The organism is Amycolatopsis sp. NPDC088138 (assembly GCF_044741685.1).
Classification (GTDB): domain Bacteria; phylum Actinomycetota; class Actinomycetes; order Mycobacteriales; family Pseudonocardiaceae; genus Amycolatopsis.
The window spans coordinates 1117268-1143797 of sequence record NZ_JBIUTB010000002.1; the positions used below are offsets into that span (position 1 = coordinate 1117268).

Here is a 26530-nt window from a genome sequence, read left to right on the forward strand (position 1 = left end):
CGAACGGCTCGACAAGGAGTTTCCTGTTTCCGCTAACGCGAGGAAAGGAAACCGCGTGATAACGATCCGTATGCCGTACCATGATCGACTGGACATGGGCCGCGGTGCTGACGAGTATTGACCCCCGTGCGCGGAACGGCGAGGGGAGGAACGGTGGTCCTCAGAGCGGCGGATGTGGTCGGCGAGCTGAAGATTCTCCGTAAGGGGAGGGGAATTTTCACCACACCACTCGGCGATCGGGTCGGTCCGGCGCTGCGCGCCATATGCGGCATTCTGGAAGATGACGACCAGGCCGAGATGCAGCGTAAACTGTCCGGTCGTTTGCGGCCACTCGCGGAAGCGCTGCCGGAGGACCTGAAGGTCGTCCTGCTCGCCGCGTTCGCCCTGCACGAGAAGGCGCGGAAGCCGTTCTACCAGGAACGGGTGCGCTGGGCCGCGATCACGCTGCAGCGCGACGACCGGACGGTCCGCCGTCGCATCGACGAAGGGATCGAACAGATCGCCGCAATGGCGGTCAATGACGCCGAACCCGATCCCGGGCCGCGGTATCCGAGCCGCAGCTGGCACACCGAAGAACTGCGGGTGGCGCTGACGCTGGGGCAGCCGGCGGCCGAGGCGTTCGAATTCCGGCGAGTCGTCGCGGACGCCGACGAAATCACCGAGCTGGATCTGGCGCTGACGCTGAGCGCGGCGGCCCAGTCGGGCGAATCCGTGCACGAGTCGGATCTGCAGGTGGACGTCTTCCACGGTGGTGTGCTGACCAGCCGGGCGATGGAGTCGAGTGACCGGATCGGGTTGGCGTTGCGGTTGCCCGAGCCGCTGCGGCGCGGTGAGCAGCACGAAATCGCGTTGCGGTTCCGGGCGAGCATCCGGGAACCGCACTACGTGTGCGTGCCGCGTCATCCGTGCGATCTGTTCGACCTGCACGTCAAGTTCGGCGACCGGGTGCCGGAGCACATCGTGCTGCTCGAAAAGGCGTTCCAGGACGACGCTCGTGACACGTCCGCGCGGGGGACGGCGCTGACCGCCGACGACTCCGGTGAGGTGCACGTCCGGTTCCGGAACCTGGCGCCCGGTTTCGCCTACGGCATCCGCTGGCAGCCCGCGGACGTCAACTGACGCCGGCCCGGCCCGGCCAGATCACCCGCTCGACGGTGAAGAGCGCGGACACGAACGGCTGAGGCAGCCGCACGACCTGCTTGGCCGCCTGGGCCTTGGCCGCCAGTTCCGTGCTGACGCCGGGCGCGTCGGCGACGTCGCGGGCGGCACCGTCGACGAGTTCGGTCGCGCGGCGGCGCGGGCCGTCGCTCAGCGCGAGCGCGATCCCGAGGTCGAGGCGGCTCTCGAGGGTTTCCGGGTGGGTCCGGCCGAGCAGGCGGATCTGCGGTTCGAGGACGCTCTCCAGCAGTTCGGCCTGGCGGCCGAACTCGCGCAGCTGCCCGTGCGCCAGGCCCATGCCGTGCCGGATCCGGTACCTCAGCGGGTGATCCCCGCCCAGCACCCGCAGCACGACCTGCTCGGTCGCCGACAGCACGGCCAGTGCGCGTTTGGGTTGGCCGAGCGCCAGCAGCGCCCGGTCGGCGAGCCCGGTCGCCGTCAGGGTCAGCGGGTTTTCGGTGCCGTAGCGGCGTGCGTAGCCCTCCGCGAGCTCGCGCAGCGCGGCCGCCGAGCGTTCCCAGTCGGCCGGGGCGGCGCGCAGGTCGGCCAGGTCGAGGGCCACCATCGCGTCGGCGCGGACCAGCTCCGCCTCGGCGCAGCGGGCGTGCCGCTCCCGGCCCGCGGCGTGATGAGCCGTGACGACCTCGCCGGCGACCTCCCGCGCGCGTCCCGGTTGTCCGGTCAGCTGCAGGCTTCGCGCGTACTCGAGGCGGACGGCCGCGGCGAGTTCGCCGGGTGCGTCCCGCGCCTCCGCCAGCACCGGTTCGAGGAGCGCGACGGCATCCCGCGGCCGGCCGCGGAGCCGGTGGGCGAGGGCCGCGGCGGCGGCGAACCGGTAGCGCTCCTCGCCGTCCTCGGGCAGCCGGTCACCGTTGGGGCGCCAGAACGTCCGGTCGGCTTCGGCGTAGTCGCCCTGGCAGTCGAGGGCCTGCGCCGCGGTCAGCCCGGCGGCGTGCAGCTCCGCGTCGCCGTCGGCCAGCGCGAGCGCCTCGCGCGCGTGCCCGGCGGCCTCCGCGTACAGCCCGCAGGCGATCTCGACGCGGGCCGCGCCGGTGTAGTCCGCCGACGTCCCCTCGCCGGTCGAGAGGATCACGGCGTGGATCTCGCCGGCCGTGGCCGGGTCGCCCTGGGCCTCGTGCGCGGCCGCGATCGGGCGCAGCAGCCGCACCCGGTGGGCCGGCGCGCTCTCGGCGACGACGCGGGCGTGCTGCAGCAGGAAGTCGCGCGGTCCGCGATCGGCGGCCAGCCAGCTGAGCAGGACTTCGGCCGCGCGAGCCGGGAGGTCGCCCGGGGCGGGGCCGGTCCGCGCGACCTCGAGCGTGAGGGCCTGGAACCGCAGTTCGCCCGCGTTTTCCGTGGCGAGGCCGCGGGTGACGAGCTCCGCGGCCGCGTCCTCGATCCCGCCCAGCACCTCGGAAGCTAGCGCCAGGGGGATCGGGACGGGCGCGAGCACCGCGCCCAGCCGGACCAGCTCACGGGCCTGGCCGCCGAGCACGGCGAGCAGGTCACGGACGGCCTGCGGCGCCGTGTCGGGCAGGGCGTCCAGCACCTCGCCGGTCAGCGCGCGGGACCGGTGCCGGACGGTGAAAGCGGTGGCGCGCAAGGTGATCGGGTGGCCGTCGCAGCGGTCGGCGAATCGCCGGACGGCCGCGCGCTCGGCGTCGTCGGACGGCTCCCGGAACTCCGAGAACAGCCGCACGCTCTCCTCGGGGGTGAGGCCGGCGAGGTCGGTGATGTCCACGTTCGCCGCGGCCCACGGGCCGGACCGGCCGGTGACCAGGGTGCGGGCGTGGTCACCGGGCAGCACGAGCCGGTCGAGGACGGCGGGCGGCAGGCCGGCCGGGACGTCGTCGACGAGCACCAGCACCTTCTCGCGGGCCGCGCCGATCCGGTCGGCGAGCAGGGCGCGCAGGCGGTCGAGGTCCAGGCCGGACACGTCCGTGCCGAGCCGCCGCGCGGCCGCGCGCGCGAGCCCGAGGTGGAACTGCGCGAGGAAGTCGTCCGGGTCGTGGTGGCCGAACGGGCCGGTCCGGATGACGCCACCGGGGAAGGCGTCGCGGAACAGCGCGGCGTACCGCTCGGCCAGCGCCGTCTTGCCGACGCCGGGCAGCCCGCGCACGACGGCCACCGGCCGCGCGCCGGTGGTGCCGCCCGGGAAGAGGGCGCTGTGGACGGCCCAGAGTGCCGGGTAGCGGCCGACCGGCCGGCCCGGGACCGGTGCTCCGGTGGGCGCCCCGAGCGGGCCGTCCGTCGCGGCCACTTTCCGGCGCACTTTCGCGACCAGGTCAGGCAGGTTCGCCGTGGTCACCGGGCCGGTGAAGAACGGCGTGCCCGCCAGTTCGGCCGGCGCGAGGTGCGCGGTACCGGATTCGGGATTGAGCACCAGCACGCGGTCCGCCGGATCGCCGTGGCGCCGGGCGGCCGCGAACGCCGCCGTCAGTTCCCATTGGCAGGCGTATCGGGTCGGCAGCAGGCGGGAATAGCAGGCGAGAAGCACCCGGGAACCGGCGATCGCCTCGGCGATTTCCCCGGTGATCTTGTCGAAATCGTCGATTCGAGCGGGCCGGAAAACGCGCAGCCCGCCGGCCAGCAGCGCTTCTTCGATCCGTTCGGCCGCCGCGTCGTCCGGGGCGGCCCGCGGGGAACACAGGAACACGTCGAACCGGTCCGCCGCACGGGTAACGGGCAGGCCGGGATCGGGATCCGTCATCGGGCACACTCTCCGGCGGCGTTCAATGGGTGATCATCGGTTCAGGTCCTGGAAGTAGGGGACATTCACGGGCGGAGCATCGTCGCGGGGCTTGATTTCGCTACCGGTTCCCGCGATACGGTGTGAACTGTCAAGAATTTGACCAGTGTGCGCCGGTGGTGACCGCCGGGTAACTCCAGTGGGCCGTTTCTGGTTAACGGACAATATCTGGACAAGAAGCCCGGTCGTGCAACGCTGCTGGTCAACGCCTCGATATCCGATTGTCGGAACAGAAATCGGGTTCCTGCGCAGAACGCTTTTCCGCCATCGGCGGGGCGGTGGCGGAACGAGGAGGGAACCCATGGAAACCATGGCGTCGGAGACGGTCCTGGCGGACGATGTCGACGGTTACACCGTGCTTGGCCGGCTTCCCCGGCCGGAGGGGAAGCTGACCAAGGAGGACCTCGACCCGGTGGTCGCGGCGGCGCGCACCGGGGACCCGGAGGCGATCCAGGCGCTGCTGCGGCTGATCAAGCCGACGGTCGCCCGCTACTGCCGCGCCCGGATCGGCGGCCGTGACCTGTCGTACCTCTCGGCCGACGACGTCGCGCAGGAGGTCCTGCTCGCGGTGCTCAAGGTGCTGCCGGGTTACCAGGACCGCGGCGGCTCGTTCCTGTACCTCGTGCGGGCGATCGCGGCGAACAAGGTCGCCGACGCCTTCCGCTCGGTGGCGCGCGACCGCTCGAAGCCCGTGTCGGAGCTGCCGGACCGGCCGCTGGGCGGCAACGAGCCGGAGAACCACGTGCTGGAGATGGACCTCGGCGCGCGGCTGGGCCGGCTGATGGCGACGCTGCCGCCGCTGCACCAGGCGATCCTGTCACTCCGGGTCGTCGTCGGCCTCTCGGCGAACGAGACGGCGGAGGCGCTGGGCATCTCGGCGGGCAACGTCCGCATCACGCAGTACCGCGCGCTCACCAAGCTGCGCGGCATGATCGGCGACGGCGAGGTCTGAGCCTCACTCCAGCCATTCGGTGACGAAGTGGTCGTTCTCGTGGATGTGCACGGCCTCGTAGACCCCGGGCCCGAGCACGGCGAACTTGTGCGGCGTGCCGGCCGGGACGACGAGCACGTCCCCGGCTTCGCCGTCACGCTCCTCGTCACCGATGGTGAACCGGGCCCGCCCCCGGATGATGACGAACGTCTCGACGTACGGGTGCCGGTGCAGCCGCGGCCCGGATCCGACGACGTCGCTGCTCTCGCGGATGACGGAGATCCCGGACCCGACGTCGCGCCCCTCGAAGTTCTCGCTGTCGCTCACCCGTCCCAGGGTAGGCGTCCGGCGCGGGGCGCGGTGGCGGATTTCCGCAGGTGGTGCCGACTCTCTGGACACGCGAGCCGTCCCTCTGGGTACGCGAGTCGTCCGTCCGGGTACGCGAGTTCGCCGTTCCGGTACGCCGTACCTGGGAGTCGGTTCGCGTGCCTGGAGGGTCGGTTAGGTGAGGGACTTGATCCAGTGGGGGGCGTTGCAGCGGCGGGCGACGTGCAGGGCTGTGCGGTAGTGGGCGGTGGCGGGGAGGCCGAGCGCGGTGGCCAGTTCGGCCAGGTAGAACGCCACTGGGCGGAGGGTCAGCAGGCCGCTGCCCGCGCCTGCCAGCTCGGCCTCCGCGGGGAGGAGGGCGTCGTACAGGTGTGTCATGGCCGGGATGTCGTTGGCGGCGATGGCGGTAAGGGCCTGGAGGCACAGGTGGGCCTCGTACAGGAGGTCGTGCGGGGCCTCGCCGACGTAGTCCATTGTGGACTCGTCGCGCTGGACGCGGTGGCACAGCAGGGCGAAGTCGAGGATGCCGTCCTCCAGGCCGGTCATGCCCGTCCCCGGGAGGCGGGCCGCCGCCGCGCGGAAGAGGGCCTCCGCCGCCGGGTCGCCGGTGATGCTCGCCCGCAGCGCGCGGTACCACTGCGTGAACACGCCGACCAGCGGCAGGTCGTGCACCTCCGCCAGGCGGTCGGCCGTGGCGGCGTGGGTGTCCGCCGCGGGCAGGTCGGCCAGCGCCGAATACGCCTGGACCAGCACCAGGTGCCCCAGCACCTCGAACGTCACCAAGCCGTGTGACGCGGCGACGTCGACCAGTTCACGCCCGATCCGCGCCCGCTCCGGCGCGAGGCCGGCCCGGTCGAACGCCTGCATGAAACGCGCGTTGAGCGCGAACGCCAGCAGCGCCGGGTCACCCAGCTCCCGCGCCAGTGCTTCGGCTTCCCGAGCCGCCTCCCGGCCGCGGTCGCCGCCGGTGTTGCGCAGCTCCAGCGCGAGCGTCGCCAGCAGCCGCGCGCGCTCGGCCCGCCGCTCCGGTGGCAGCGCGACCAGGGTCTTTTCGGCGACCGCGACGATCCGCGCGGCCAGCTCCGGGTCGTCGCTGGCCGTCCAGATCGCCGGGACGTCGAACGCGCCCAGCATCGACGCCGTCAGCACCGGGTCGCCGAGCTTCTCCGCCAGCGTCACGGCCTCCGCACGGTGCTCGCGCGCCTCCGCCAACGAGCCGGTGACGGCCAGCGCCCGCACCAGACCCATGATCAGGTCCAGCCGCTCGCGGACGTCGTCGCCGGCGCGATCCAGCGCGGCCCGCCACAGCCGTGCCGCCTCGTGCGGGGCCACCCGGCGCTCGGCGCGTTCCGCCGCCTGACGCGCGTAGCGCACCGCGGACGGGCTGTCGGCCAGCAGGAAGTGGTGGGCCAGCGCGTCGACGTCGTCAGGCCGCAGCCGTTCCAGCGCCTCGCCGGCGGCGGCGTGCCAGCGAGCCCGGCGCGTGCGCGAAAGATCGTGGTAGAGCGTGTCCCGCACCAGGTCGTGCGCGAACCGGACCCGGCCCGGCGCGGGCTCGACCAGGAACCCGGCCCGGACGGCGGCTTCGACGTCGTCGAGAACGTCGGCGCCGGAGACCGAACCAAGTAGGACGAGGTCGACGTCCCGGCCGAGCACCGACGCCCGGCGCAGCACCTCCTGCGCGGTGGCGGGCAGCCGGGAGGTCCGGTGGCGGACGACGTCGCGGACACCGGGAGGCACGTCCGCCGACGCGTCGGTGTCGAAGAGCCGGGCGAGCTCCCGCACGAAGAACGGGTTGCCGCCGCTGCGCCGGTGGATCGCCGCCGCGGCCGGGGCGGGGACGTCGTGGCCGAGCGTCGCGCGCACCAGGTCGCGTACGTCGTCCGCGGGCAGCCCGCCGAGGTAGACGCGCGCGGGCTCGGCGCGGGCGACGCGGCCGAGGAACTCCGCCAGCGTGGGCGGCAGGTCGGTGCTGCGGTGCGTCCCGACGACGAGCACGTGCCGCACGGAAGGGTCGGCCACGACGGAAGCCAGCAGGGTGAGGGTTTCCGCGCCCGCCCACTGCAGGTCGTCGAACACGAGCAGCAGCGGGGCGGTGCGGCCGAGCGTGGCCAGGTGGGCGGCGACCGCCTGGTGCCGCCGGAACCGCGCCGCGACGGGATCACCGCCCGGCTCAGGATCGAGCGAGGGCACGCGACCCGGCAGAGCCGGCCCGGCCGCGGCCGGGCCGCCGCCGACGACAGACTCGCCGCTCGTGGCTGGCCCGCTGCGTACGGTCGGCCCGCCGCTCGCGGCTGGCCTGCTGCCTACGGTCGGTCCGCCGCTCACAGCTGATCCGCTGCCCGCGGCCGACCCGCCGCCCCCGGCTGATCCACTGCCTACGGTCGGCCTGCCGCTCACGGTCGGCCCGCTGCCCGCGGTCGGCCTGCCGCCCATGGTCGGCCCGCTGCCCGCGGTCGGCCTGCCGCCCATGGTCGGCCCGCTGCCCGCGGTCGGCCTGCCGCCCATGGTCGGCCCGCTGCCTGCGGCTGGTCCGCTGCCCGCGGTCGGCCCGCTGCCCGCGGCTGACCCGTTGCCTGCGGTCAGCTCGCCGCCCATGGTCGGTCCGCTGCTCACGGTTGGCTCGCTGCTCACGGTTGGCTCGCTGCCCGCGGTTGGCCCGCTGCCCACGGTCGGTCCGCTGCTCGCGGCTAGTCCGCTGCCTGCGGCCGACCCGCTGCCCGCGGCTGGTCCGCCGTCCACGGTCGGCCCGGCCAGTCCTTCCAGGATCCGAGTCCACGGCCACACCGGCGGCAGGCCCTCGTCGTCCGGGCTGGCGCCCCACGCCGTCGTCCAGCCTCGTGCGGCCAGCCGTGCCGAAAACGCCTCCGCCAGCGCTGTCTTGCCCGCGCCCGCTTCGCCGGAGATCAGGGCCAGCCGCAGCCGGCCGCCGCTTGCGGTGCGGGATTCCGTCTCCAACTGGGCCAGCTCGTCCGCACGCCCCACCAGCAGCGGGACGGACACCGGCGCCGGCAACGCGACCGGGGCCTGCGCCAGGATGTCGGCCTCCGCCTGCCGCAGGCCGGGACCGGGGTCGACGCCCAGCTCGGTGGCCAGCACTTGCCGCGCCCGGCGCAGCGCTCCCAGCGCGTCACCCTGCCGCCCGGCCCGGTAGAGGGCCAGCGCGAGCAGCCGCCAGCCGTCCTCGCGCAACGGCCAGGCCTCGACGTGCGCCTCCAGGTCCGGCACGGCTTCCGCCGCGCGGCCCAGTTCCAGCAGCGCCGCCGCCCGCCGCTCGACGCCCAGCAAACGCAGCTCCTCGAGACGGTTGATCTCACCGCGCGCCCAGGGCTCGTCCGCGAACTCCGCGTACGCGGGCCCGCGCCACCGGCCGAGCGCTTCGTCCACTTGGGACAGTGGGGCGCCGGGCGTGGTCACTGCGGCCTCGAATGTCCAGGCGTCGACGGACTCCGCGCGCAGCGCGTACCCCGGTCCCGAAGTGACCAGCAAGGTGGCCGGGGTCCGCGGCGGCCGGTCGGGCTCCAGGGCTCGGCGCAGCGCGGCCACGAACGTCTGCAGCGCGCCGACCGCGCCGTCGGGTGGGTCCGGCCACAGGTCGCCGACCAGGACGTCCACCGGCACGACCCGGCCGCGCGCGATCAGCAGCCGCGCCAGGACCGCCCGGTGCCGCGGCCCCTTGAGCGCCACGGGACCCCGCTCGTCCTCGGCCACGAGCGGACCGAGCACGCCGAACCAGACCATGCACGCACTGTAACGCGCTCACTCGGTGCTGACCGGACGCTGATCGGCCTGACGCAGGCTCAAGGGGTCAACCACCCCGAAAGGACTTCCATGCCGATCCCCGGATTCGACTACCAGCGCGTCACGGTCGGTGACGACACGGACCTGAACGTCGCTGTCGGCGGCTCCGGCGCCCCGATCGTGTTGCTGCACGGCTTCCCGCAGACGCACCTGATGTGGCGGCACGTCGCTGCCGACCTCGCCGCCGACCACACCGTCCTCGTCCCGGACCTGCGTGGTTACGGCGACAGCGACAAGCCCGCGGACACCGGCGAGACGTACTCGAAGCGCACGATGGCCGCCGACGTCGTCGCCCTCGCCCGCGCCTTCGGGCACGAGCGGTTCGCCCTCGCCGGCCACGACCGCGGTGCGCTGGTGGCCATCCGCGCCGGCCTCGACCACCCGGACGCCGTCGCCCACCTGGCGATCCTCGACGTGCTGCCGACGCTGGACATGTGGGACGTCCTGCACGGCGTCAGCGCGGCCGTCGCCTTCCACCTCTACCTGATGGCCCAGCCGCCGGGCCTGCCGGAGACGCTCATCGCCGGCGCGCCCGACGCGTTCTTCGGGCACTTCCTCGACGCCTGGACCCTCGCCCCGGACGCGATCCCGGCCGGCGTCCGCGCCGAGTACCTGCGGGCCTCCCGCGAGGCCGTGCCGTCGATCGTGGCCGACTACCGGGCGAGCGCGACGGTCGACGTCGAGCACGACACGGCGTCGCGGGCGGCCGGCGACCGGCTCGGCATGCCGGTCACCGTGCTGCAGCAGGACTGGGGTGCCGCGCTCGGCTACGACGCGACGGCGCTCTGGCGCCCGTGGGCGGCCGACCTGCGCCATCGCACGGTGTCGTCCGGGCACTTCATGGCCGAGGAGGCGCCCGCCGACGTCGTGAAGGAGCTGCGCGCGCTGGTGGCACGCTGAAGGCATGACCTTCGGCCTGCACCACGTCCAGCTGGCGATCGAGCCGGGCAGCGAGGACCGCTGCCGGGAGTTCTACATCGGCGTGCTCGGGTTGACGGAAATCCCGAAACCGCCCGAACTGGCCGCCCGCGGCGGGCTCTGGGTGCGGGCCGGCGGGCTGGAGCTGCACCTCGGCGTCGAGGCGGACTTCCGGCCCGCCCGCAAGGCCCACCCGGGCATCCTGGCCGACGACCTCGACGCGCTGGCCGCCCGGCTCGAGGCGCACGGAAGTGCCGTCGAATGGGACGACGGCTTTCCGGGCCACCGCCGGTTCTACACGACCGACTGCCTCGGCAACCGCCTGGAGTTCCTGACCCCCGACGCTTCCGCCCGGACCCCAAGTCCGTGAATGGCCCATTGAGGGACTCAGAGTCCCTCAATGGGCCATTCACGGCTTTCAGCGGGTCGCCCCGGCGCCACCGCCGGCCGAGCCGCCGGATCCGCCGGATCCGCCGGGTGACCCAAGTCCGTGAAGGCCACCTTGAGGGACTCAGAGTCCCTCAAGGTGGCCTTCACGGCTTTTGAGCAGTGGGGGGAGCGGGCGTCAGGAATCCTGCGAGCGGAACGCGTCCAGCACGCGGCGCTCCCTTTTGGTCGGTCGGCCCGCGCCGCGATCGCGGCGGGCGACCGGGATCGCCGACTCCGGGGGTGGCTTCGGGGTGCGGTCCACGAAGCACGTCGCGGCGTCCGGGGCGCCGACGCGTTTCTGGATCACCCGTACCACGTCGAGGATTCTGGTTGTTCCGTCGATCCGGAAGCGCACCTCGTCGCCCGGTACCACGGTCGTCGCGGGCTTCGCGGGTTTGTCGTTGACGCGCACGTGCCCGCCCCGGCACGCGGCCGCGGCGTCCGGTCGGGTCTTCGTCAGCCGGACCGCCCACAGCCAGCGGTCCACTCGGGTCGACTCCACAGTCGTCCATCATGGCCCATTCGCGCCAATACTGCGTCGTGCCCGGAGGTTACTCGCGGGTATATGTCGACTTGTCTGTACCTTTGAGCTATAACGTGTTCTAAATACCTCAACGGTGAGGAACATCACATGAGCGACAAAGCCATGGGGAGAACAAGTTCTGGGGCACTTTCCCGCCGTCTTTTCATTGCAGGAACAGGTTCTATCTTGGCCGGTGCGGCTCTCGCCGGCCGAGCCGCCGGTGCGACGCCCAGAGCGGCCGGTCCCATCTCCGACGGGGCGCGCGTCCCGGCCCTGGTGATCGGCTCGGGGTACGGCGGCCAGGTCACCGCGCTCCGGCTCGCACAGGCCGGCGTCGACGTCCAGCTGGTCGAAATGGGCATGGCCTGGGACACGCCGGGTTCCGACGGCAAGATCTTCGCCAACACGACCACGCCCGACCAGCGCTCGTTCTGGCTGCGCACCCGGACGAAGCAGCCGCTGTCCAACTTCCTCGGCTTCCCGATCGACAAGGACATCCCGAAGTACACCGGCATCCTCGACGCCGAGGAGTTCAGCGGCATCACCGTGTACCAGGGCCGAGGGGTCGGCGGCGGCTCCCTCGTCAACGGCGGCATGGCCGTGACGCCGAAGCGGGAGAACTTCGGCGCGATCCTCCCGACGGTCGACGCCAACGAGATGTACAACACCTACTACCCGCGCGCCAACGCCGGTCTCGGCGTCGGCCTGATCGACCCGGCGTGGTTCGACACCGCCGAGTGCTACCAGTACGCGCGGGTCGGCCGGAAGCAGGCGCAGCGGTCCGGGTTCCCGTTCGTCTTCGTTCCGGACGTCTACGACTGGAACTACATGAAGCAGGAGCAGGCCAACACCGTGCCGCGCTCCGCGCTGGCCGGGGAGATCCTGTACGGCAACAACTACGGCAAGAAGTCGCTGCAGAAGACCTACCTGCCGCAGATCCAGGCGACCGGCCGCGTCACCATCTCGCCGCTGCACCGGGTGGCGAAGGTGACACCCGCGTCCGGCGGCGGTTACACCGTCACGATCGAGCAGCTGAACACCACGGGCGACGTGACGGTGACCAAGGTCGTGACGGCGGCCAAGGTGTTCTTCGCGGCGGGCAGCGTCGGCACCAGCAAGCTGCTCGTGAAGCTCAAGGCCACCGGCGCGCTGCCGAACCTCAACGGCGAGGTCGGCAAGAACTGGGGTGACAACGGGAACGTGATGGTCGGGCGGGCCAACCAGATCTGGGACCCGACCGGCAGCCTCCAGTCGTCCATCCCGTGCGGTGGCATCGACAACTGGGCGGCGGGCGGCGCGTTCGCGGAGGTCGCGCCGCTGCCGACCGGGATCGAGACGTGGGCGTCGTTCTACCTGTCCATCACGAAGAACCCGAACCGCGCGCAGTTCAGCTGGAACCCGGCGACGCAGAAGGTCGACCTCAACTGGCAGACCGCCTGGAAACAGCCGGGCATCGACATGGCGAAGAGCATCTTCGACAAGATCAACTCGAAGGAGGGGACGATCTACCGGACCGACCTCTTCGGCATCTACAAGATCTGGGGCGACCATCTGACCTACCACCCGCTCGGCGGCGCGGTGCTCAACAAGGCGACCGACAACTACGGCAGGCTCGCCGGGTATCAAGGCCTGTACGCGATCGACGGTTCCCTGATCCCCGGCAACACCAGCGTCAACCCGTTCGTCACCATCACGGCTTTGGCCGAACGGAACATCGAAAAGATCATCGCCACGGACTTCTGACCTGAAGGTCGTGAGGGGCGAACCCGCCCCTCACGACCGGTGGGACGGCAGCACGCAGGCGACGTCGAGACCCAGGACGTGGTTGAGCCGCCCGAAAGCCAGCCACGAACCGAGGCTCATGCTCAGCTCGACGACCTCCTTCTGGCTGTAGTACTTGGCCATCCGCTTCCAGAACTCGTCGTCGATGCTGTGGTGGTCGAGTGCGTACCGCTCGGCGTACTCGGCCGCCAGGCGCGTCCGTTCGTCGAACAGATCCGTGGTGCGCCAGTCGGAAACCGCGTCGGCGAACTCCTCTTCGACCTTGACGCCGTCGCGTTCGGTGCGCCAGTCGAGGCAGAAGACGCAGCCGTTGATCTGCGCGATCCGCAGCCGCGCGGCCTCGAACTCCCGCAGCCCCAACGTGGTGTGCGAGTAGACCGCCAGCGAAAACTGCGAGGCGGCGATCCCGATGCCGGGCACCATTTCGCCCCACACGTAACCGATCGGGTCCTTGCCCTCGGGGATGTCGATGTTCACGAGCGCCTCCTTCCGAGCTTGCCGGCTGCCGGGCGCAGCGGGACGTCGAGTGCGTCGTAGAGGCCGGGGGCCGCGCCGGCCAGCCAGTCGATCGCGCCGACGAGACGGCCGACCGCGGTGGCGTTGCCGCCCGCGGACCGGTTTTCGCCTTCGTCGCTGGATTCGATGCTGACCTCGATCCGCGGCCGGCCTTCGATGATCACGCGGTGGGCGCCGTCGCCGCTCGGCGGCGTCGGCCAGTCCGGCGCGCACGACGGGTGGATGCGGGTGACGTGCTCGATGACGATCCGCGGCTCGCCGTCGACGATGCCCTGCACCTCGAACCGGACCGCGCCCTGGGTGCCCTTTTCGAACTCGCCCATCGTCCGTGTGGACACGGTTTCTTCGAGGGGACGCCGGTGCAGCGTCTCGCGGAGTTCGTCCACCTCGACGCCGAGGCCGCGCGCGATCAGCCGGACCTGCCCGCCCCAGACCATCGACGGCACGCCGGTCATCAGCATCGGCGGGTCGTAGTCCAGCGGCTGGCCCATGCCGACCAGGTACCGCACCGAGTCGGGCTGCTCGTAGGTCGAGTAGTCGAAGATCTCCTGGCAGCGGATGACGTCGACGTCCGTGCCGAGCCCGCTGATCAGCAGCGGCAGCACGTCGTTGCCCCAGCCGGGGTCGACGCCGGAGACGAACAGCGAGCCGCCGCCGTCCTTGATCGCGGCCAGCACCGGGTCCCGCAGCTCCGGGGGCGCGTTGCGCTGGTCGTAGAGCGGGTACAGCGCCGGCGTCACGACGATCGCGCCCGCGCCGACCGCGCGCACGATGTCGGCCAGCGCGTCGTCGAAGCGGACGTCGCCCGAAGCGGCGTACACGACCGCGCGCGGGCTCGCCGCCAGCACCGCCTCGACGTCGTCGGTCGCGGTGACACCCAGGTCGCCGACGCCGGCGAGCGCGCCCGCGTCCTGGCCGACCTTGTCCGGGTTGTGCACCAGCACGGCCGTGAGCTTCAGCTCCGGATGGGCCTCGACGGCCCGGATTGCCGCACGGCCGACGTTGCCCGTGCCCCACACCACTGTGGCGATCATTTCGCCGAGTTTTCGCCGGTTCGCGAAGGTCCGGGAAGGAAATCGTTCCGGTGAGCGGACCGCGTGGACGCGAGTAGCATGCAGTGCGTCCGAACGTCGTATCGGAAGGCGCGTCATGACGATCGACCCGAAGCCCCGCAGCCGCACCGTGACCGACGGGATCGAGGCCGCACCCGCCCGGGGCATGCTCCGGGCCGTCGGGATGGGGGACGGCGACTGGCGCAAGCCGATCATCGGCGTCGCCAGCTCGTGGAACGAGATCACGCCGTGCAACCTGTCCCTCGACCGGCTGGCGCAGGCGTCGAAGGAGGGCGTGCACGCGGCCGGCGGCTACCCGCTGCAGTTCGGCACGATCTCGGTGTCCGACGGCATCTCCATGGGCCACGACGGGATGCACTTCTCGCTCGTCTCCCGCGAAGTCATCGCCGACTCCGTCGAGACGGTGATGCAGGCCGAACGCCTCGACGGCTCGATCCTGCTGGCCGGCTGCGACAAGTCGCTGCCCGGGATGCTGATGGCCGCCGCGCGCCTCGACCTGGCGTCGGTCTTCCTCTACGCGGGTTCGATCGCGCCCGGCTGGGTGAAGCTCACCGACGGCACCGAAAAGGACGTCACGCTGATCGACGCCTTCGAGGCGGTCGGCGCGTGCCGGGCGGGGCGGCTGAAGACCGCTGACCTGGACCGCATCGAACGCGCCATCTGCCCTGGTGAAGGCGCTTGCGGCGGGATGTACACGGCGAACACGATGGCGTCGGCCGCCGAGGCGATGGGGATGAGCATGCCGGGGTCGGCCGCGCCGCCGTCCGCGGACCGCCGCCGTGACAACTACGCGCACCTGTCCGGCGAGGCCGTGGTCGGGCTGCTCGAGAAGGGCATCACCGCGCGCGACATCCTGACGCGCGAAGCGTTCGAGAACGCCATCACCGTCGTCATGGCGCTCGGTGGCTCGACCAACGCCGTGCTGCACCTGCTCGCGATCGCGCACGAGGCGAAGGTCGCGCTGGACCTCGACGACTTCAACCGCGTCGGCGACCGCGTCCCGCACCTGGGCGACCTGAAGCCGTTCGGCAAGTACGTCATGAACGACATCGACCGCCACGGCGGCATCCCGGTGCTGATGAAGGCGCTGCTCGACGAGGGCCTGATCCACGGCGACGCGCTCACGGTGACCGGCAAGACCGTCGCCGAGAACCTGGCCGAGCTGGACCCGGAGCCGATCGACGGCGAGGTCCTGCGCAAGCTGGACAACCCGCTGCACCCGACCGGCGGCATCACGATCCTGCGCGGCTCGCTCGCGCCCGAAGGGGCCGTCGTGAAGTCCGCGGGCTTCGACACGTCCAACTTCGAAGGCCCGGCGCGGGTGTTCGAGCGCGAGCAGGAGGCGATGGCCGCGCTGAACGAAGGCCACATCGAGGCCGGCGACGTCGTCGTCATCCGCTACGAAGGCCCCAAGGGCGGGCCGGGGATGCGCGAGATGCTCGCGATCACCGCGGCGATCAAGGGCGCCGGGCTCGGCAAGGACGTCCTGCTGCTGACCGACGGCCGGTTCTCCGGCGGCACGACCGGCCTGTGCATCGGCCACGTCGCGCCCGAGGCCGTCGACGGCGGGCCGATCGCGTTCGTCCGGACCGGCGACCGGATCGCCGTCGACATCAAGGGCCGCAGCATCGACCTGCTGGTCGACGCGGCCGAGCTGGCCCGGCGGCGGGAGGGCTGGGAGCCGCTGCCGAACAAGTTCCCGGAAGGCGTGCTGGGCAAGTACGCCAAGCTGGTCCGGTCGTCGTCCTACGGCGCCGTCACGACCTGAGCGAGGGCGCGCTTGTCGACCTTGCCGACCTCGGTGAGCGGCAGCGCGTCGGTGAAGGAGACGCTCGCCGGGACGTAGTGCTCCTGGCCGAACGCGCTTCTCGCGTGTTCTTTCAGGTCGTCTTCGGTCACTTCGCCGGACGTGACGACGACGGCGTGCAGCACCTGGCCGTCCACGGTGTGCCTGCCGAACACGGCGGCCGCGCGGACCGCCGGGTGCGTCGCGAGGGCGTGCTCGACGACGGTCGAGGGCACCTTGGTGCCGTGCTCACCGACCACGACGACGTCGTCCACGCGGTCGAGCAGGTAGAGGTACCCCTCGCCGTCGAAGCGGCCGAGGTCGCCGGTGCGCAGCCAGCCGGCGCCGATCTCCGGGCCGCCGAGGTAACCGTCCATCATGGACAGTCCGCGCACCTCGACCTCGCCGTCGGTGAGCCGGGCCTCCATGCCGGGCACGATCCGGCCGACCGAGCCGAGCCGGTCCGGGTGGTCGATGAGTTCGGCGGCGGAGATGCTCGCGATCATCGGGGCCTCGGTCAGGCCGTATCCCTGGCCGACCACCGGGCCGAAGACGTCGAGCGCCTGCGCGAGCCGGTGCGGCGGCAGCGGCGCGGCGCCCAGCGACAGGGATCGGACGCTGCTGACGTCGGTTTCCTTTAATGCGGGGTGGTCCAGCACCGCGGCCAGCCGGGGCGGGGTCAGGGAGAGCGTGTCGATCCGGTGCTCCTGGATCGCTTCAAGGACGGCGCCTGCGTCGAAGCCGTCCTGGAGCACCAGGGTGTCGCGGCGCAGGAGCGTGCCGAGCACGGTGGCGTGGCCGGTCATGTGCGTCATCGGCGCGACGAGCAGCGTGCGGCCGGGGCCGTCCGGTGACGGCGCGAAGATGTAGGCCATGCCGTCGTAGATGCCGCTGTGGCGGATGAGCTTGGGGGTGCCGGTGGTGCCACCAGTGGGGAAGAGGACACGGACGGCGTCGGGCGGCCGCAGCTCCTGGGGCTCGCCGTCGAGGTCGTCGAGCGTGCGGACGTCGCCGGCGGGCCACTCGTGCGGCCGGTCGGTGACGACGGTGGTGACGCCCGCCGCGGCGGCCGCGGCCAGGCGGTCCTGGCGTGGTGCCGACGCGGCGACCAGCAGCACGGTCGCGCCGCGCAGGAGCGCCGCGAGCTGGACCAGCAGGGTCTCGGGCCGGTTCCGGACGTCCACGGCCACGACGCCGACCTCGCCCAGGCCGCCGTGCAGTCGCCGCAGGCGGTCCCGGGCCTGGTGGTAGGTCGTGACGCCGTCCTGGCGGAACAGGACGCGGTCGCCGCCGTCGTCGAGGGCGGCCAGGACGGTCGTCAGGAAGAAGCTCACCCGGCGAAGGTACTCAGTCTTGGTAAGAGAGCTTCTCGAGTTCGGTGTCGAAGTCGAACCAGTCGCTCTCGCTGCCGGCTGGGATGACCTCGTACGTCGTGTCCAGGAAGGCGGCGATCTCCTTCGCGGGCGCCTCCAGGACGGCGGCGCCGTCCGGGGAGGTCAGCTCCACGGTGACCAGCTCGGGGTTGCCGGCGGGCCCGATGCGCACGTCACCGTCGCCGCAGCGGGCGAGCAGGCCGTCGGCGAGCAGGTCGCGCCCGAACAGCCAGCGGACGGCACTGACCCCCGCGTGGAGCACGACGGCGACCGCGTACGGGTCCCGGGTGTCGTACTCGAGCTCGGCCGGCACCGGCCTCGGCCCCGCTCCGAAGGTGCGGAGGGCGAAGTCGACGCTCGTGCTGGTCACGCTGTGCGGCTCGGCCATGGGGTGGCCCCTCACGTCTCGTCGGTTCTGTCGATCTTGCTCTGGAGATAACCCATGGTGAGGTTAACTCCTTCTCAATGCGAAATAGTTTCACTCCATAGAGGGACCAAGAAGTGCTAAAGGTCACCGTGCGCGTGAAAAAAGGGCAATCGGTAACGCTCTAACGTGAAGGATCCCGAGCGACTTTCACAAATCCGTCAGAGCGGACCGAGCACGAGCCACCAGGCATTCGGAGCCGCCGGACCCGCGGATGGGTCGCCGGCCCGTACTTGGCCCACCCGGGTGGGACACCCCACCTCCTCACCCCGCAGACCAGTCCGCCGCGGCCCCCGGCGGCGAATCCCCCGTACAAGCCGGAGGGCTTGGTGGGTGACGTGGAGGTTGCCGGGGATGGGTGAGCGTGGGCGGCTGCGGCTGCATGCGGAAGAGGCTCCGGTCGCCGCGGCCAGTGCGGAAGAACTGCTGCGCCGGGTCGGGGCCGGGGACGAGACGGCGTTCGCGTCGCTCTACGACCTGATCGCGGGTCCGGTGCTGGGCTTGGCCACGCGGGTGCTGCGCAACCACGCGCAGGCCGAAGAAGTGGCTCAGGAGGTTCTGGTGGAGGTGTGGCGCAAGGCCACGAGGTTCGTCCCGGAGCGCGGCAGCGCGCTGTCGTGGGTGCTGATGATCGCCCACCGCCGGGCCGTGGACCGCGTGCGCTCCCACCAGGCCGTGCTCGACCGGGAGGACAAGGTCGGCCGGATGGACGTGCAACGGCCGTTCGACGAGGTCACCGAGTCCACAATGGCCAGTCTCGACCAGGAACGCGTGCGGCAGTGCCTGTCCGCGCTGACCGAGCTGCAGCGCGAGTCCATCGTGCTGGCGTACTACAACGGCTACACCTATCCCGAGGTGGCCGAAGTGCTGAAGGTGGCACCGGGCACCGTCAAGACCCGGATCCGGGACGGGCTCATCCGGCTGCGTGACTGCCTGGGGGTGGATCGATGACTGCCGAGCTGCACACGCTGACCGGCGCCTACGCGCTCGACGCGGTGTCCGATGTGGAGCGTGCCGAGTTCGAACGGCACCTGGGGGAGTGCCCCGCGTGCCGCCAGGAGGTGGAGGAGCTGCGGGCCACCGGCGCCCGGCTCGCCGCCGCCGAGGCGGTCGAGCCGCCGGCCGAACTGCGGGCCCGCGTCCTGGCCGAGGTGACTCGCACCCGCCAGCTGCCGCCCAGGGTGACGGCGGCCGCCGTGCCCGGCCGGGCCCGGACCTGGCAGGTGCGTGCCGCGCTGTTCGGGGCCGCCGCGGCGGCCGTGGTCGCGGTCGTGTTCGGCGTGCACACCGCCGCCAGCGACCGGCAGCTCGACGCCGCCCAGCAGGAACAGGCGTCGCTCAACTCGGTGCTGACCGCGCCGGACGCCTCGACGCTCAAGGGTTCCGGCCTGGCCGGCGCGACGCTCGTGGTGTCGCGGGACCAGGGCAAGGCCGTCCTGCTCGCCTCCGGGTTCCCGGCGCTGGACAAGGGCCACGCCTACCAGGTGTGGTTCACCGGCGCCGACGGCACGCGGTCGGCGGGGCTGATGCAGCCGGAGTCGCCGCACCAGATGCGCCCGATGCTCGCCGCGATCCCGCCGGGCACCGACCACATCGGGATCACCGTCGAGCCCGCGGGCGGTTCCGCGGCCCCCTCGACGGCACCCGTCAGCACGATCTCCCTGACCTGATTCCCCTTACGTGACAACAAGATTGGGCACCCCATGAGCACGTCCACGGCCGCCGAGGCGGCCCCGGCCCCCGGCCAGGCGCCGGATCCCCGGTTGCCCCGGTGGCAGGCCGTCGTGCTGGGTGTACTGGCGCTCGCGGCGGCCCTGGCGGCGGGACACCTCGTCGCCGGGCTCGTCGGGATCAACGCCTCGCCCTACCTCGCGGTCGGCAACGGCGCCATCGACCTGACCCCGATCCAGCTCAAGGACTTCGCCGTCCGCACGTTCGGCACGTACGACAAGCTCGTGCTGCTGTCCGGCATGGCCGTGGTGATGGTGGTCGTGTCGGCGGTCGCGGGGTTCGTGTCGCGGCGCAAGCCGTGGCCGGGCCTCGTGATGATCACCGCGTTCGGCCTCGTCGGTCTTTTCGCGGTTTACGAGCGCCCCGACCTCAGCACCGTCGCGTTGCTCGCACCGCTGGCGAGCCTGATCGCCGGGGTCGCGACGTTCGGCATCCTGCACCGGCTGGCCCTGCGGGGCGCGGCCGCAACCGTGACCGACGGCGGTTCGTCGAGGCGGACGGTGCTGCTGGCCGGCGCCGGGGTGGTCGTCGGCGCGGGGCTCGCCGGGGTCGGCGGGCAGCTGCTGGCCGGCAGCCGCGACGCCGCGTCGTCCCGGGCCGCGGTCGGCAAGCTCGTGCCGGTCCGGACCGCGCCGATGATCCCGGCGGACGCCGACTTCGCGAAGCTGGGGACGCCGACGTTCCTCACCCGCAACTCCGACTTCTACCGCGTGGACACGGCGTTGTCGCTGCCGCAGGTGCGGACCGAGGACTGGAGCCTGCGGCTGCACGGCATGGTCGACCGCGAGGTGACCTACAGCTACGGCGACATCCGCAACCGGCCGCTCGTCGAACGCACCATCACCATGACGTGCGTGTCCAACGAGGTCGGCGGGACGTACGTGTCCACTTCGAACTTCATCGGCGTCGACCTGGCCGACCTGCTCGAAGAGGCCGGGGTGCGCCCCGGTTCCGAACAGCTCTACTCGACGAGCGTGGACGGCTGGACCTCGGGCAGCCCGGTCGCCGCCGCGATGGACCGCGACCGCGGCGCCATGCTCGCGATCGGGATGAACGGCGAACCGCTGCCGATCGAACACGGCTTTCCGGCCCGCCTGGTGATTCCCGGGTTGTACGGCTACGTGTCGGCGACAAAATGGGTGACCGATCTCGAGGTGACCACCTGGGCCGCGCGTCAGGCCTATTGGCTGAAACGCGGCTGGAGCAAGGAAGCGCCGATCAAGACGGAATCGCGGATCGACACCCCGAAGGGTTTCGAAACCGTCCCGTCCGGAAAGGTCCGCATCGCCGGGATCGCCTGGGCGCAGCACACCGGCCTCGAAAAGGTCGAAGTGAGCATCGACAACGGGCCGTGGCGCGAAGCCATGCTGACCCAGCAGGTCAACCTCAACACGTGGCGCATGTGGTGGGCCGAGTTCGACGCGACCCCGGGCGGCCACCAGGTCGTCTGCCGGGCGACCGACAATTCCGGCTACACCCAGACCGACATGCGCGCCGGAACCGTTCCCGACGGCGCGACCGGGTGGCACAGCATCGCTTTCACCGCACAGTGAGCCGTGTCACCCGATCGGACCCAATCCGTTTTCCGTCCGGCCCCGAATGACTCACAACAAACAGTTCGGATGAACTGACCAAGCCGCTTATTGGAGTGATTTTCGTGACCAAGCTTCGTGTCGCAGGAATTGGCGTCATCGCCGTCGCCGCGCTGTCGCTGACCGCGTGCAGCGGCAGCGACACCGCTTCCTCGGGCAGCTCCAGCGCCCCGGCGCCGTCGTCCTCGATGGCCGCCCCGTCGTCCAGCGCCGACCAGGGCGCCTCGAACGGCATGACCACCAACGCCGACGTCTTCGGCCCGGCCTGCTCGCAGCTGCCGCAGGGCACCGCCCCGGGTTCGCTGGACTCGATGGGCCCGCAGCCCGTCGCCTCCGCCGCGTCGACCAACCCGCTGCTGACCAAGCTGGTCGCGGCCGTCAAGGCCACCAACCTGGTGGACACGCTCAACAGCCAGCCGGCCATCACGGTGTTCGCCCCGGCCGACCCGGCCTTCGCGGCGCTGGGTGACGCCAAGTTCAACGAGCTGGCGGGCAAGCCGGCCGAGCTGGCGCCGATCCTGCAGTACCACGTCGTCGGCAAGCGTTACGACGCCAAGGGCCTCGCCGCCGCCGGTTCGCTGGACTCGCTGAACACCGCGGGCGGCCCGCTGAAGATCGAGGGCACCGGTGACAACATGACCGTCAACGGCGCGAAGATCCTGTGCGGCAACATCCCCACCAAGAACGCCACGGTCTTCGTGATCGACAAGGTGCTGACCCCGGGCACCAACAAGTAAGTCCGCTCCCGGACCAGTCCACAGTGGCCTCTTCTGAGGCCACTGTGGACTTTCCGCGTCTCAGGGACGGCCCAGCTCCGGGCCGAGCTTCGTCGCGATGTCGGTGAGGATCTGGACGTAGTCCTCGTGCTCGAAGGTGAACGGCAGCGCGAAGGCCACCTCGTCGATCTCCTGGAACGCGGCGTGAGCGTGCAGCCGCTCGGCGATCTCGGCCGAGGTGCCGACGAAGTCGGGGGAGAACAGCATCCGCGCCGGCCCCTGCGGCGCTTGGGTGCGCGGCAGCCGTTTCGCGGCGAACTCCTCGTACTTGGCGCGCTGCTCGGGTGTCGCGCTGTCGGTCGGGACCACGACGAGTCCCTGCGAGACCCGCGCGTGCTCGCCGTCGGGGTGGGCGGCGCGGAAGGTCCGGATGTGCGAGAGCTGGATGTCGGCGAAGTCGGTGCCTTCTTCGGCCTTCACCACGCTGCTGGTCAGGAAGTTCATCCGGTGCTCGCCGGCCCACTGGGCCGAGCGCAGGCTCGCGCCGCCGTACCAGAGCCGGTCGCCGAGCCCGGGCGCCTGCGGCTGGACGCGGTCGGAGAACACCTCGAAGCCCTCGGTACCGCTGAACCCGGTGGCCGGCTCGCCGCGCACGAAGCCCAGCAGCCGCCGGACACGCTCGTAGCTGAAGTCTTCGGCCTCCGCGGTGTCCGGGTAGAGCGCGGGCTTGACCTCGTCCCAGCGCATCGGCGGCCCGACGCTCAGTCCCGGGTTGAGCCGCCCGCCCGAGAGCAGGTCGACGGTGGCCAGGTCCTCGGCGAGCCGCAGCGGGTTCTCCCAGCCGAGCGGGATCACGGCGGTGCCGAGGTGGATCCGGCTGGTGCGCTGCGAAGCGGCGGCCAGCACCGCGACCGGCGACGAGATGCCGTACTGCAGGTGCCGGTGCCGCACCCAGGCGCTGTCGAAGCCGAGCTGCTCCCCGAGCTCGATGATCTCGAGGGTCGACTCGTGCCCCCGGCGCGGGTCGGCCGCGTCGAACAGGCCGATGGTCAGGAAGCCGAGCTTCCGCAGTGGTCGCGACACCGGTTTCCTCCACGATCCGGGACGGGTTGACGCTCCCGATTCTGCCCCTTGGACGCGGTCGTCCCACCTGGTGAGCGACGCGTTAGCGCAGGCGGTCCAGGCCGTCGAGGATGATGTCCAGGCCGAACTCGAACTCCTCCTGGTCGTCGCACCAGCCCAGGGTCGAGTCCGGGTCGTCGTGGGCTATCTCGCTCAGCATGCCCACCAGGTTCGGCAGCTGCCCGGCCAGCTCCGCCAGCGCGTCCGGTGGCGCGTCCGCGCTTTCGGACGGGTCGAACAGCTCCTGCGAGAACCCCAGCGCGCGGCTGCCCAGCGCGTGCAGCGAGTGGTGGACCAGGTCGTACGAGAAACCGCCCTCGCGCATCAGGCCGACCAGGGCGTCGTAGTAGCGCAGGACCGCCAGGCTCTTCGACGAGCGCGTCTCGAACAGCTCCGGCGCCCAGGGGTGCCGGAGGAACACCTCGCGCGCGGTCAGGATCCGTTGCCGCACCGCGGCTTTCCAGCCTTCCGGAGGGTGGACCCGCGCGACGGCCTCGTTGATCTCCTGGGCCACCGCGTCGACGATGCCGTCGAGCACGTCTTCCTTCTTGGCCACGTGGTAGTAGAGCGACATCGCCTCGGCGCCGAGCTCCTCCGCGAGCCGCCGCATCGTCAGCGCGCGCAGGCCGTGCTCGTCCGCCAGTGCGACCGCCGCACGCAGCACGCGCTCGCGGCTGAGCGGGGTCCGCGGGCGCGGGTCGGCTTCGGTGGCCACCGCAAGATCGTACAAGGTAAGGCTGGCGATCAACGGCCTTACAGCGTACGGTCGCCTTACGACGTACGACTTACGCCGTAAGAACCCGGGGAGACGCCATGAAAGCGCTGGTCCTGCACGCGTACGGCCCACCCGAGAGCCTGACCTTCGAAGACGTCCCCGACCCGGTGCCCGCCGCCGGGGAGGTGCTGGTCCAGGTGCTCGCGACCTCCGTGAACCCCTACGACTGGCACTACATGCGCGGCGAGCCGCGGATCGCGCGCCTGATGCCCGGCGGCCCGCGCCGCCCGCACGCCACGATCCTCGGTTGCGACCTGGCCGGCCGGGTCGAGGCGGTCGGCGAGGGCGTGACGGCGTTCCGGCCCGGGGACGACGTCTACGCGCTGCTGCCGCACGGCGCTTACGCCGAGTACGTCAGCGTTCCCGAAGACCTGCTCGCCCCGAAACCCGCGAACCTGTCCCACGCGCAGGCGGCGGCGATGCCGATGGCGGCCGTCACCGCGCTGGTCGCCCTGCGCGGGGTGGAAGCCGGGCAGAAAGTACTGGTCAACGGCGCCTCCGGCGGTGTCGGCACCTTCGCCGTCCAGCTGGCCAAGGCGCTCGGCGCGCAGGCCGACGCCGTGTGCGGCACGGCCAACGTCGAGCTTGCCCGCTCGCTCGGCGCGACCGAGGTGACCGACTACCGCAAGGAGGACTTCACGCGCAGCGGCCGCCGCTACGACGTCGTGCTGGACATCGCGGGCCGCCGGTCGCTCCCGGCGTGCCGCCGCCTGCTGGACCGGACGGGCGCCTTCGTCGTCGTCGGCGGCCCGGCCGGGCGCTGGGTGCAGCCGGCCGGGCACGTGTTCGCCGCGCTGGCCGCCGGGCCGTTCGCGCGGCGGCGGGTCGTGCTCGCCGACGCGGTGGGCTGCGACAAGAAGGCGGCTTTGGGTGAGCTGGCCGGGTACGCCGAGTCCGGCGCCGTCACCCCGGTGATCGACCGGACCTACCCGTTCGACGACCTCCGCGAGGCCATCGCCTACCAGGAAATGGGGCACGCCAAGGGAAAGGTCGTCATAACCCGGTGATCGCCGCGAGCTCTTCGCGGCTCAGGACGACGTCCTGCGCGGCGAGGTTCTCCCGCACGTGCGCGAGCGACGTCGTCCCGGGGATCGGCAGGACGGCGGCCGAGCGGTCGAGCAGCCAGGCCAGCGCGACCTGGGAGACGGTCGCGCCCTGCCGGGCGGCGATCGGCTCGAGCGCCCGGCGGACCGCCGCCGGCCCGGCCGTGTCGGTCGGCTCTCCCGGCGTGCTGAGCGAGACCGGCTGCCACGGGACGAAGACCGCACCGGCCTCGGTGGCGGCGTCGAGCAGCGGCTGTTCGTGGCGGTCAACGACGTTGTAGTGCGCGGTGACGGCGGAGATCTCGACGATCGCCTGGGCGGCCCGCAGCTGCTCGAGGGTCACGTTCGACAGGCCGATCTGCTCGATGACTCCTTCCGAGCGCAGCTCGGCGAGGGTGCCGACCTGCTCTTCGAACGACGCGTCCCGCGCGTAGCCGCTGTGCAGGTAGTAGAGGCCGATCCGCTCGACGCCGAGGCGCCGCGCGCTCAGCTTCGCGGACTGCCGCAGGTACTGGCGGTGGCCGAGCGCGGCGATCGTCGAGATCTCGGGGCCGCTGCGGACGAAGCCGCCCTTGGTCGCGATCAGCAGGTGCTCCGGGTACGGGTGCAGCGCCTCGCGGATCAGGAGTTCGTTGGTGTGCGGGCCGTAGACGTCGGCGGTGTCGATCAGCGTCACCCCGGCGTCGACGACCTGGCGCAGCAGCTTGATCCCGGCTTCCCGGTCGGGGTAGTCGCCCCAGTGGCCGGGGCCGGTGAGGCGCATCGCTCCGTAACCGATTCGTGGACTGGTCATGACTCCACCGTCGGCCGGGCGGCCGGGTCCGGCCAGGGAGGGATCTGCCTATGCAGGTCCGTACCAGGCAGGACGGCGCTGGGCAGCGGAGACTGGAGGCATGGATGGCACCGAACTGGGCGAGTTCCTGCGGGCCCGCCGCGCCGCGCTCGACCCGCGGCGGGCGGGGCTGCCCGACGACGGCCGGCCGCGGCGGGTGCCCGGCCTGCGGCGGGAGGAGCTGGCGCAGCTCGCGCACGTGAGCACCGACTACGTGGTCCGGCTGGAGCAGGGCCGCACGCGGCGGGTGTCGCGCACGATCCTCGACGCGCTCGCGGACGCTCTCCGGCTCGCTGCGGACGAGCGCGCGTACCTGTTCACCCTGGCCGACGTCGCGCCTCGCACCCCGGCGCGCCCGCCGGCCGCCGACCAGGTCGCGGGCCCGTTGCGGCGGCTGCTCGACGGCATGCCGGACATCCCGGCGCTGGTGCTGAACGGCCGTCAGGACGTGCTGGCGTGGAACCGCGCGGCCGTCGCGCTGCTGATCGACTTCGGCGCGCTGCCGCCCGCCGAGCGCAACCTGATCCGGCTGACGTTCCTCGATCCCGGGTACCGCTCCCGCTACGCGGACTGGCCGCGGGCGGCGCGGGCGTGCGTCGAGGTGCTGCGGATGGAAGCGGGCCGCGACCCGGCCGACCCGGTGCTGGCGGCGCTGGTCGGGGAGCTGGTGCTGAAGGACGCGGAGTTCCGGTCGTGGTGGAGCAGCCACCAGGTGCGCGGGCCGCGGGAGCTGACCAAGACGTACGTGCACCCGGTGGCGGGCGCGGTCACCCTGGACGTCCAGCAGTTCTCGGTGGAGACGCACCCGGGCCAGCGGCTGGTGGCCTACACCGCCGAACCCGGGTCCGATTCGGAGGCCGCGTTGCGGTTCCTGCTGCAGTGGGCCGCCGAGCCCGCGGGACGCTGACCGCGGGCCCGGCGAACCGGGC

23 protein-coding genes are annotated in these 26530 nt (G+C 72.0%); 12 read left to right on the forward strand and 11 right to left on the reverse strand.

Annotation, left to right across the window (positions count from 1 at the left end; all coding sequences use genetic code 11):
* Positions 1-321: 321 nt before the first annotated feature.
* Complete coding sequence (locus ACIOD2_RS12840) at positions 322-1119, forward strand: hypothetical protein (RefSeq protein ID WP_400537178.1); 798 nt, start codon at positions 322-324, stop codon at positions 1117-1119.
* Here ACIOD2_RS12840 and ACIOD2_RS12845 read toward each other — a convergent pair.
* Complete coding sequence (locus ACIOD2_RS12845) at positions 1112-3868, reverse strand: TIR domain-containing protein (RefSeq protein WP_400537180.1); 2757 nt, start codon at positions 3866-3868, stop codon at positions 1112-1114. The two genes, ACIOD2_RS12840 and ACIOD2_RS12845, sit on opposite strands and share 8 nt — an antisense overlap.
* 349 nt (positions 3869-4217) lie before the next feature.
* Here ACIOD2_RS12845 and shbA point away from each other — a divergent pair, with 349 nt between their 5' ends.
* Complete coding sequence (shbA, locus tag ACIOD2_RS12850) at positions 4218-4859, forward strand: RNA polymerase sigma factor ShbA (protein ID WP_400538026.1); 642 nt, start codon at positions 4218-4220, stop codon at positions 4857-4859.
* A gap of 3 nt (positions 4860-4862) precedes the next feature.
* Here shbA and ACIOD2_RS12855 read toward each other — a convergent pair whose 3' ends face one another.
* Together ACIOD2_RS12855 and ACIOD2_RS12860 are read right to left on the reverse strand one after the other, a co-directional pair.
* Positions 4863-5165, reverse strand: a complete 303-nt coding sequence (locus ACIOD2_RS12855; protein WP_400537182.1) for a cupin domain-containing protein — start codon at positions 5163-5165, stop codon at positions 4863-4865.
* A gap of 174 nt (positions 5166-5339) precedes the next feature.
* A complete protein-coding gene (locus tag ACIOD2_RS12860) occupies positions 5340-8906 on the reverse strand; it encodes a BTAD domain-containing putative transcriptional regulator (protein ID WP_400537184.1) in 3567 nt (1188 codons plus the stop codon).
* Positions 8907-8996: 90 nt separating this feature from the next.
* On the opposite strand from ACIOD2_RS12860, the gene ACIOD2_RS12865 reads away from it, so the two are divergent.
* The gene (locus ACIOD2_RS12865) at positions 8997-9866 is read left to right on the forward strand and encodes an alpha/beta fold hydrolase (protein WP_400537187.1); all 870 of its coding nucleotides are present in this window, start codon (positions 8997-8999) and stop codon (positions 9864-9866) included.
* Positions 9867-9870: 4 nt separating this feature from the next.
* Complete coding sequence (locus tag ACIOD2_RS12870; RefSeq protein WP_400537189.1) at positions 9871-10254, forward strand: glyoxalase; 384 nt, start codon at positions 9871-9873, stop codon at positions 10252-10254.
* A 195-nt stretch (positions 10255-10449) separates the two neighbouring features.
* On the opposite strand, the gene ACIOD2_RS12875 is transcribed toward ACIOD2_RS12870, so the two are convergent.
* The gene (locus ACIOD2_RS12875; RefSeq protein WP_400537191.1) at positions 10450-10815 is read right to left on the reverse strand and encodes an RNA-binding S4 domain-containing protein; all 366 of its coding nucleotides are present in this window, start codon (positions 10813-10815) and stop codon (positions 10450-10452) included.
* Positions 10816-11022: 207 nt separating this feature from the next.
* On the opposite strand from ACIOD2_RS12875, the gene ACIOD2_RS12880 reads away from it, so the two are divergent.
* The gene (locus ACIOD2_RS12880; protein WP_400537193.1) at positions 11023-12579 is read left to right on the forward strand and encodes a GMC oxidoreductase; all 1557 of its coding nucleotides are present in this window, start codon (positions 11023-11025) and stop codon (positions 12577-12579) included.
* Positions 12580-12609: 30 nt separating this feature from the next.
* On the opposite strand, the gene ACIOD2_RS12885 is transcribed toward ACIOD2_RS12880, so the two are convergent.
* Positions 12610-13095: a carboxymuconolactone decarboxylase family protein gene (locus ACIOD2_RS12885; RefSeq protein WP_400537195.1), complete on the reverse strand. Its 486-nt coding sequence runs from the start codon at positions 13093-13095 to the stop codon at positions 12610-12612.
* Positions 13092-14168, reverse strand: coding sequence for a dihydrodipicolinate reductase (locus ACIOD2_RS12890; protein WP_400537197.1), 1077 nt, complete (start codon positions 14166-14168; stop codon positions 13092-13094). The genes ACIOD2_RS12885 and ACIOD2_RS12890 overlap by 4 nt, the downstream gene beginning before the upstream one ends.
* Positions 14169-14283: 115 nt before the next feature.
* Between ACIOD2_RS12890 and ilvD the strand changes: the two genes are divergently transcribed.
* Positions 14284-15975 (forward strand): dihydroxy-acid dehydratase, encoded by a 1692-nt coding sequence (ilvD, locus tag ACIOD2_RS12895; RefSeq protein WP_400537199.1) that lies wholly within the window; start codon positions 14284-14286, stop codon positions 15973-15975.
* On the opposite strand, the gene ACIOD2_RS12900 is transcribed toward ilvD, so the two are convergent.
* Both ACIOD2_RS12900 and ACIOD2_RS12905 read right to left on the reverse strand, forming a co-directional pair.
* Positions 15954-17327 carry a class I adenylate-forming enzyme family protein gene (locus tag ACIOD2_RS12900; RefSeq protein WP_400537201.1) on the reverse strand — a complete coding sequence of 458 codons (1374 nt, stop codon included), beginning with the start codon at positions 17325-17327 and terminating at the stop codon, positions 15954-15956. The two genes, ilvD and ACIOD2_RS12900, sit on opposite strands and share 22 nt — an antisense overlap.
* Before the next feature lie 13 nt (positions 17328-17340).
* Complete coding sequence (locus ACIOD2_RS12905; protein WP_400537203.1) at positions 17341-17754, reverse strand: SsgA family sporulation/cell division regulator; 414 nt, start codon at positions 17752-17754, stop codon at positions 17341-17343.
* A 390-nt stretch (positions 17755-18144) separates the two neighbouring features.
* On the opposite strand from ACIOD2_RS12905, the gene sigK reads away from it, so the two are divergent.
* The 4 genes from sigK to ACIOD2_RS12925 all read left to right on the forward strand — a co-directional run bounded on the left by sigK (position 18145) and on the right by ACIOD2_RS12925 (position 21850).
* A complete protein-coding gene (gene sigK / locus ACIOD2_RS12910; RefSeq protein WP_400537205.1) occupies positions 18145-18741 on the forward strand; it encodes an ECF RNA polymerase sigma factor SigK in 597 nt (198 codons plus the stop codon).
* The gene (locus tag ACIOD2_RS12915) at positions 18738-19460 is read left to right on the forward strand and encodes an anti-sigma factor domain-containing protein (protein WP_400537207.1); all 723 of its coding nucleotides are present in this window, start codon (positions 18738-18740) and stop codon (positions 19458-19460) included. The genes sigK and ACIOD2_RS12915 overlap by 4 nt, the downstream gene beginning before the upstream one ends.
* Before the next feature lie 33 nt (positions 19461-19493).
* On the forward strand, positions 19494-21074 hold the full coding sequence (locus ACIOD2_RS12920; RefSeq protein WP_400537209.1) for a molybdopterin-dependent oxidoreductase: 1581 nt from the start codon (positions 19494-19496) through the stop codon (positions 21072-21074).
* Positions 21075-21178: 104 nt separating this feature from the next.
* Entirely contained in the window at positions 21179-21850 is a 672-nt protein-coding gene (locus ACIOD2_RS12925) for a fasciclin domain-containing protein (RefSeq protein WP_400537211.1), read from the forward strand.
* Positions 21851-21910: 60 nt separating this feature from the next.
* Here the strand turns inward: ACIOD2_RS12925 and ACIOD2_RS12930 are convergent, their stop codons facing one another.
* Positions 21911-22912 (reverse strand): LLM class flavin-dependent oxidoreductase, encoded by a 1002-nt coding sequence (locus tag ACIOD2_RS12930; RefSeq protein WP_400537213.1) that lies wholly within the window; start codon positions 22910-22912, stop codon positions 21911-21913.
* Between the two features lie 82 nt (positions 22913-22994).
* Positions 22995-23666, reverse strand: a complete 672-nt coding sequence (locus tag ACIOD2_RS12935; protein WP_400537215.1) for a TetR/AcrR family transcriptional regulator — start codon at positions 23664-23666, stop codon at positions 22995-22997.
* 98 nt (positions 23667-23764) lie between these two features.
* Here ACIOD2_RS12935 and ACIOD2_RS12940 point away from each other — a divergent pair, with 98 nt between their 5' ends.
* On the forward strand, positions 23765-24733 hold the full coding sequence (locus ACIOD2_RS12940) for an NAD(P)-dependent alcohol dehydrogenase (RefSeq protein WP_400537217.1): 969 nt from the start codon (positions 23765-23767) through the stop codon (positions 24731-24733).
* Here ACIOD2_RS12940 and ACIOD2_RS12945 read toward each other — a convergent pair.
* Positions 24720-25562, reverse strand: a complete 843-nt coding sequence (locus ACIOD2_RS12945; RefSeq protein ID WP_400537219.1) for an aldo/keto reductase — start codon at positions 25560-25562, stop codon at positions 24720-24722. The two genes, ACIOD2_RS12940 and ACIOD2_RS12945, sit on opposite strands and share 14 nt — an antisense overlap.
* Positions 25563-25662: 100 nt before the next feature.
* Between ACIOD2_RS12945 and ACIOD2_RS12950 the strand changes: the two genes are divergently transcribed.
* The gene (locus tag ACIOD2_RS12950; protein ID WP_400537221.1) at positions 25663-26508 is read left to right on the forward strand and encodes a helix-turn-helix transcriptional regulator; all 846 of its coding nucleotides are present in this window, start codon (positions 25663-25665) and stop codon (positions 26506-26508) included.
* Positions 26509-26530: the final 22 nt, after the last annotated feature.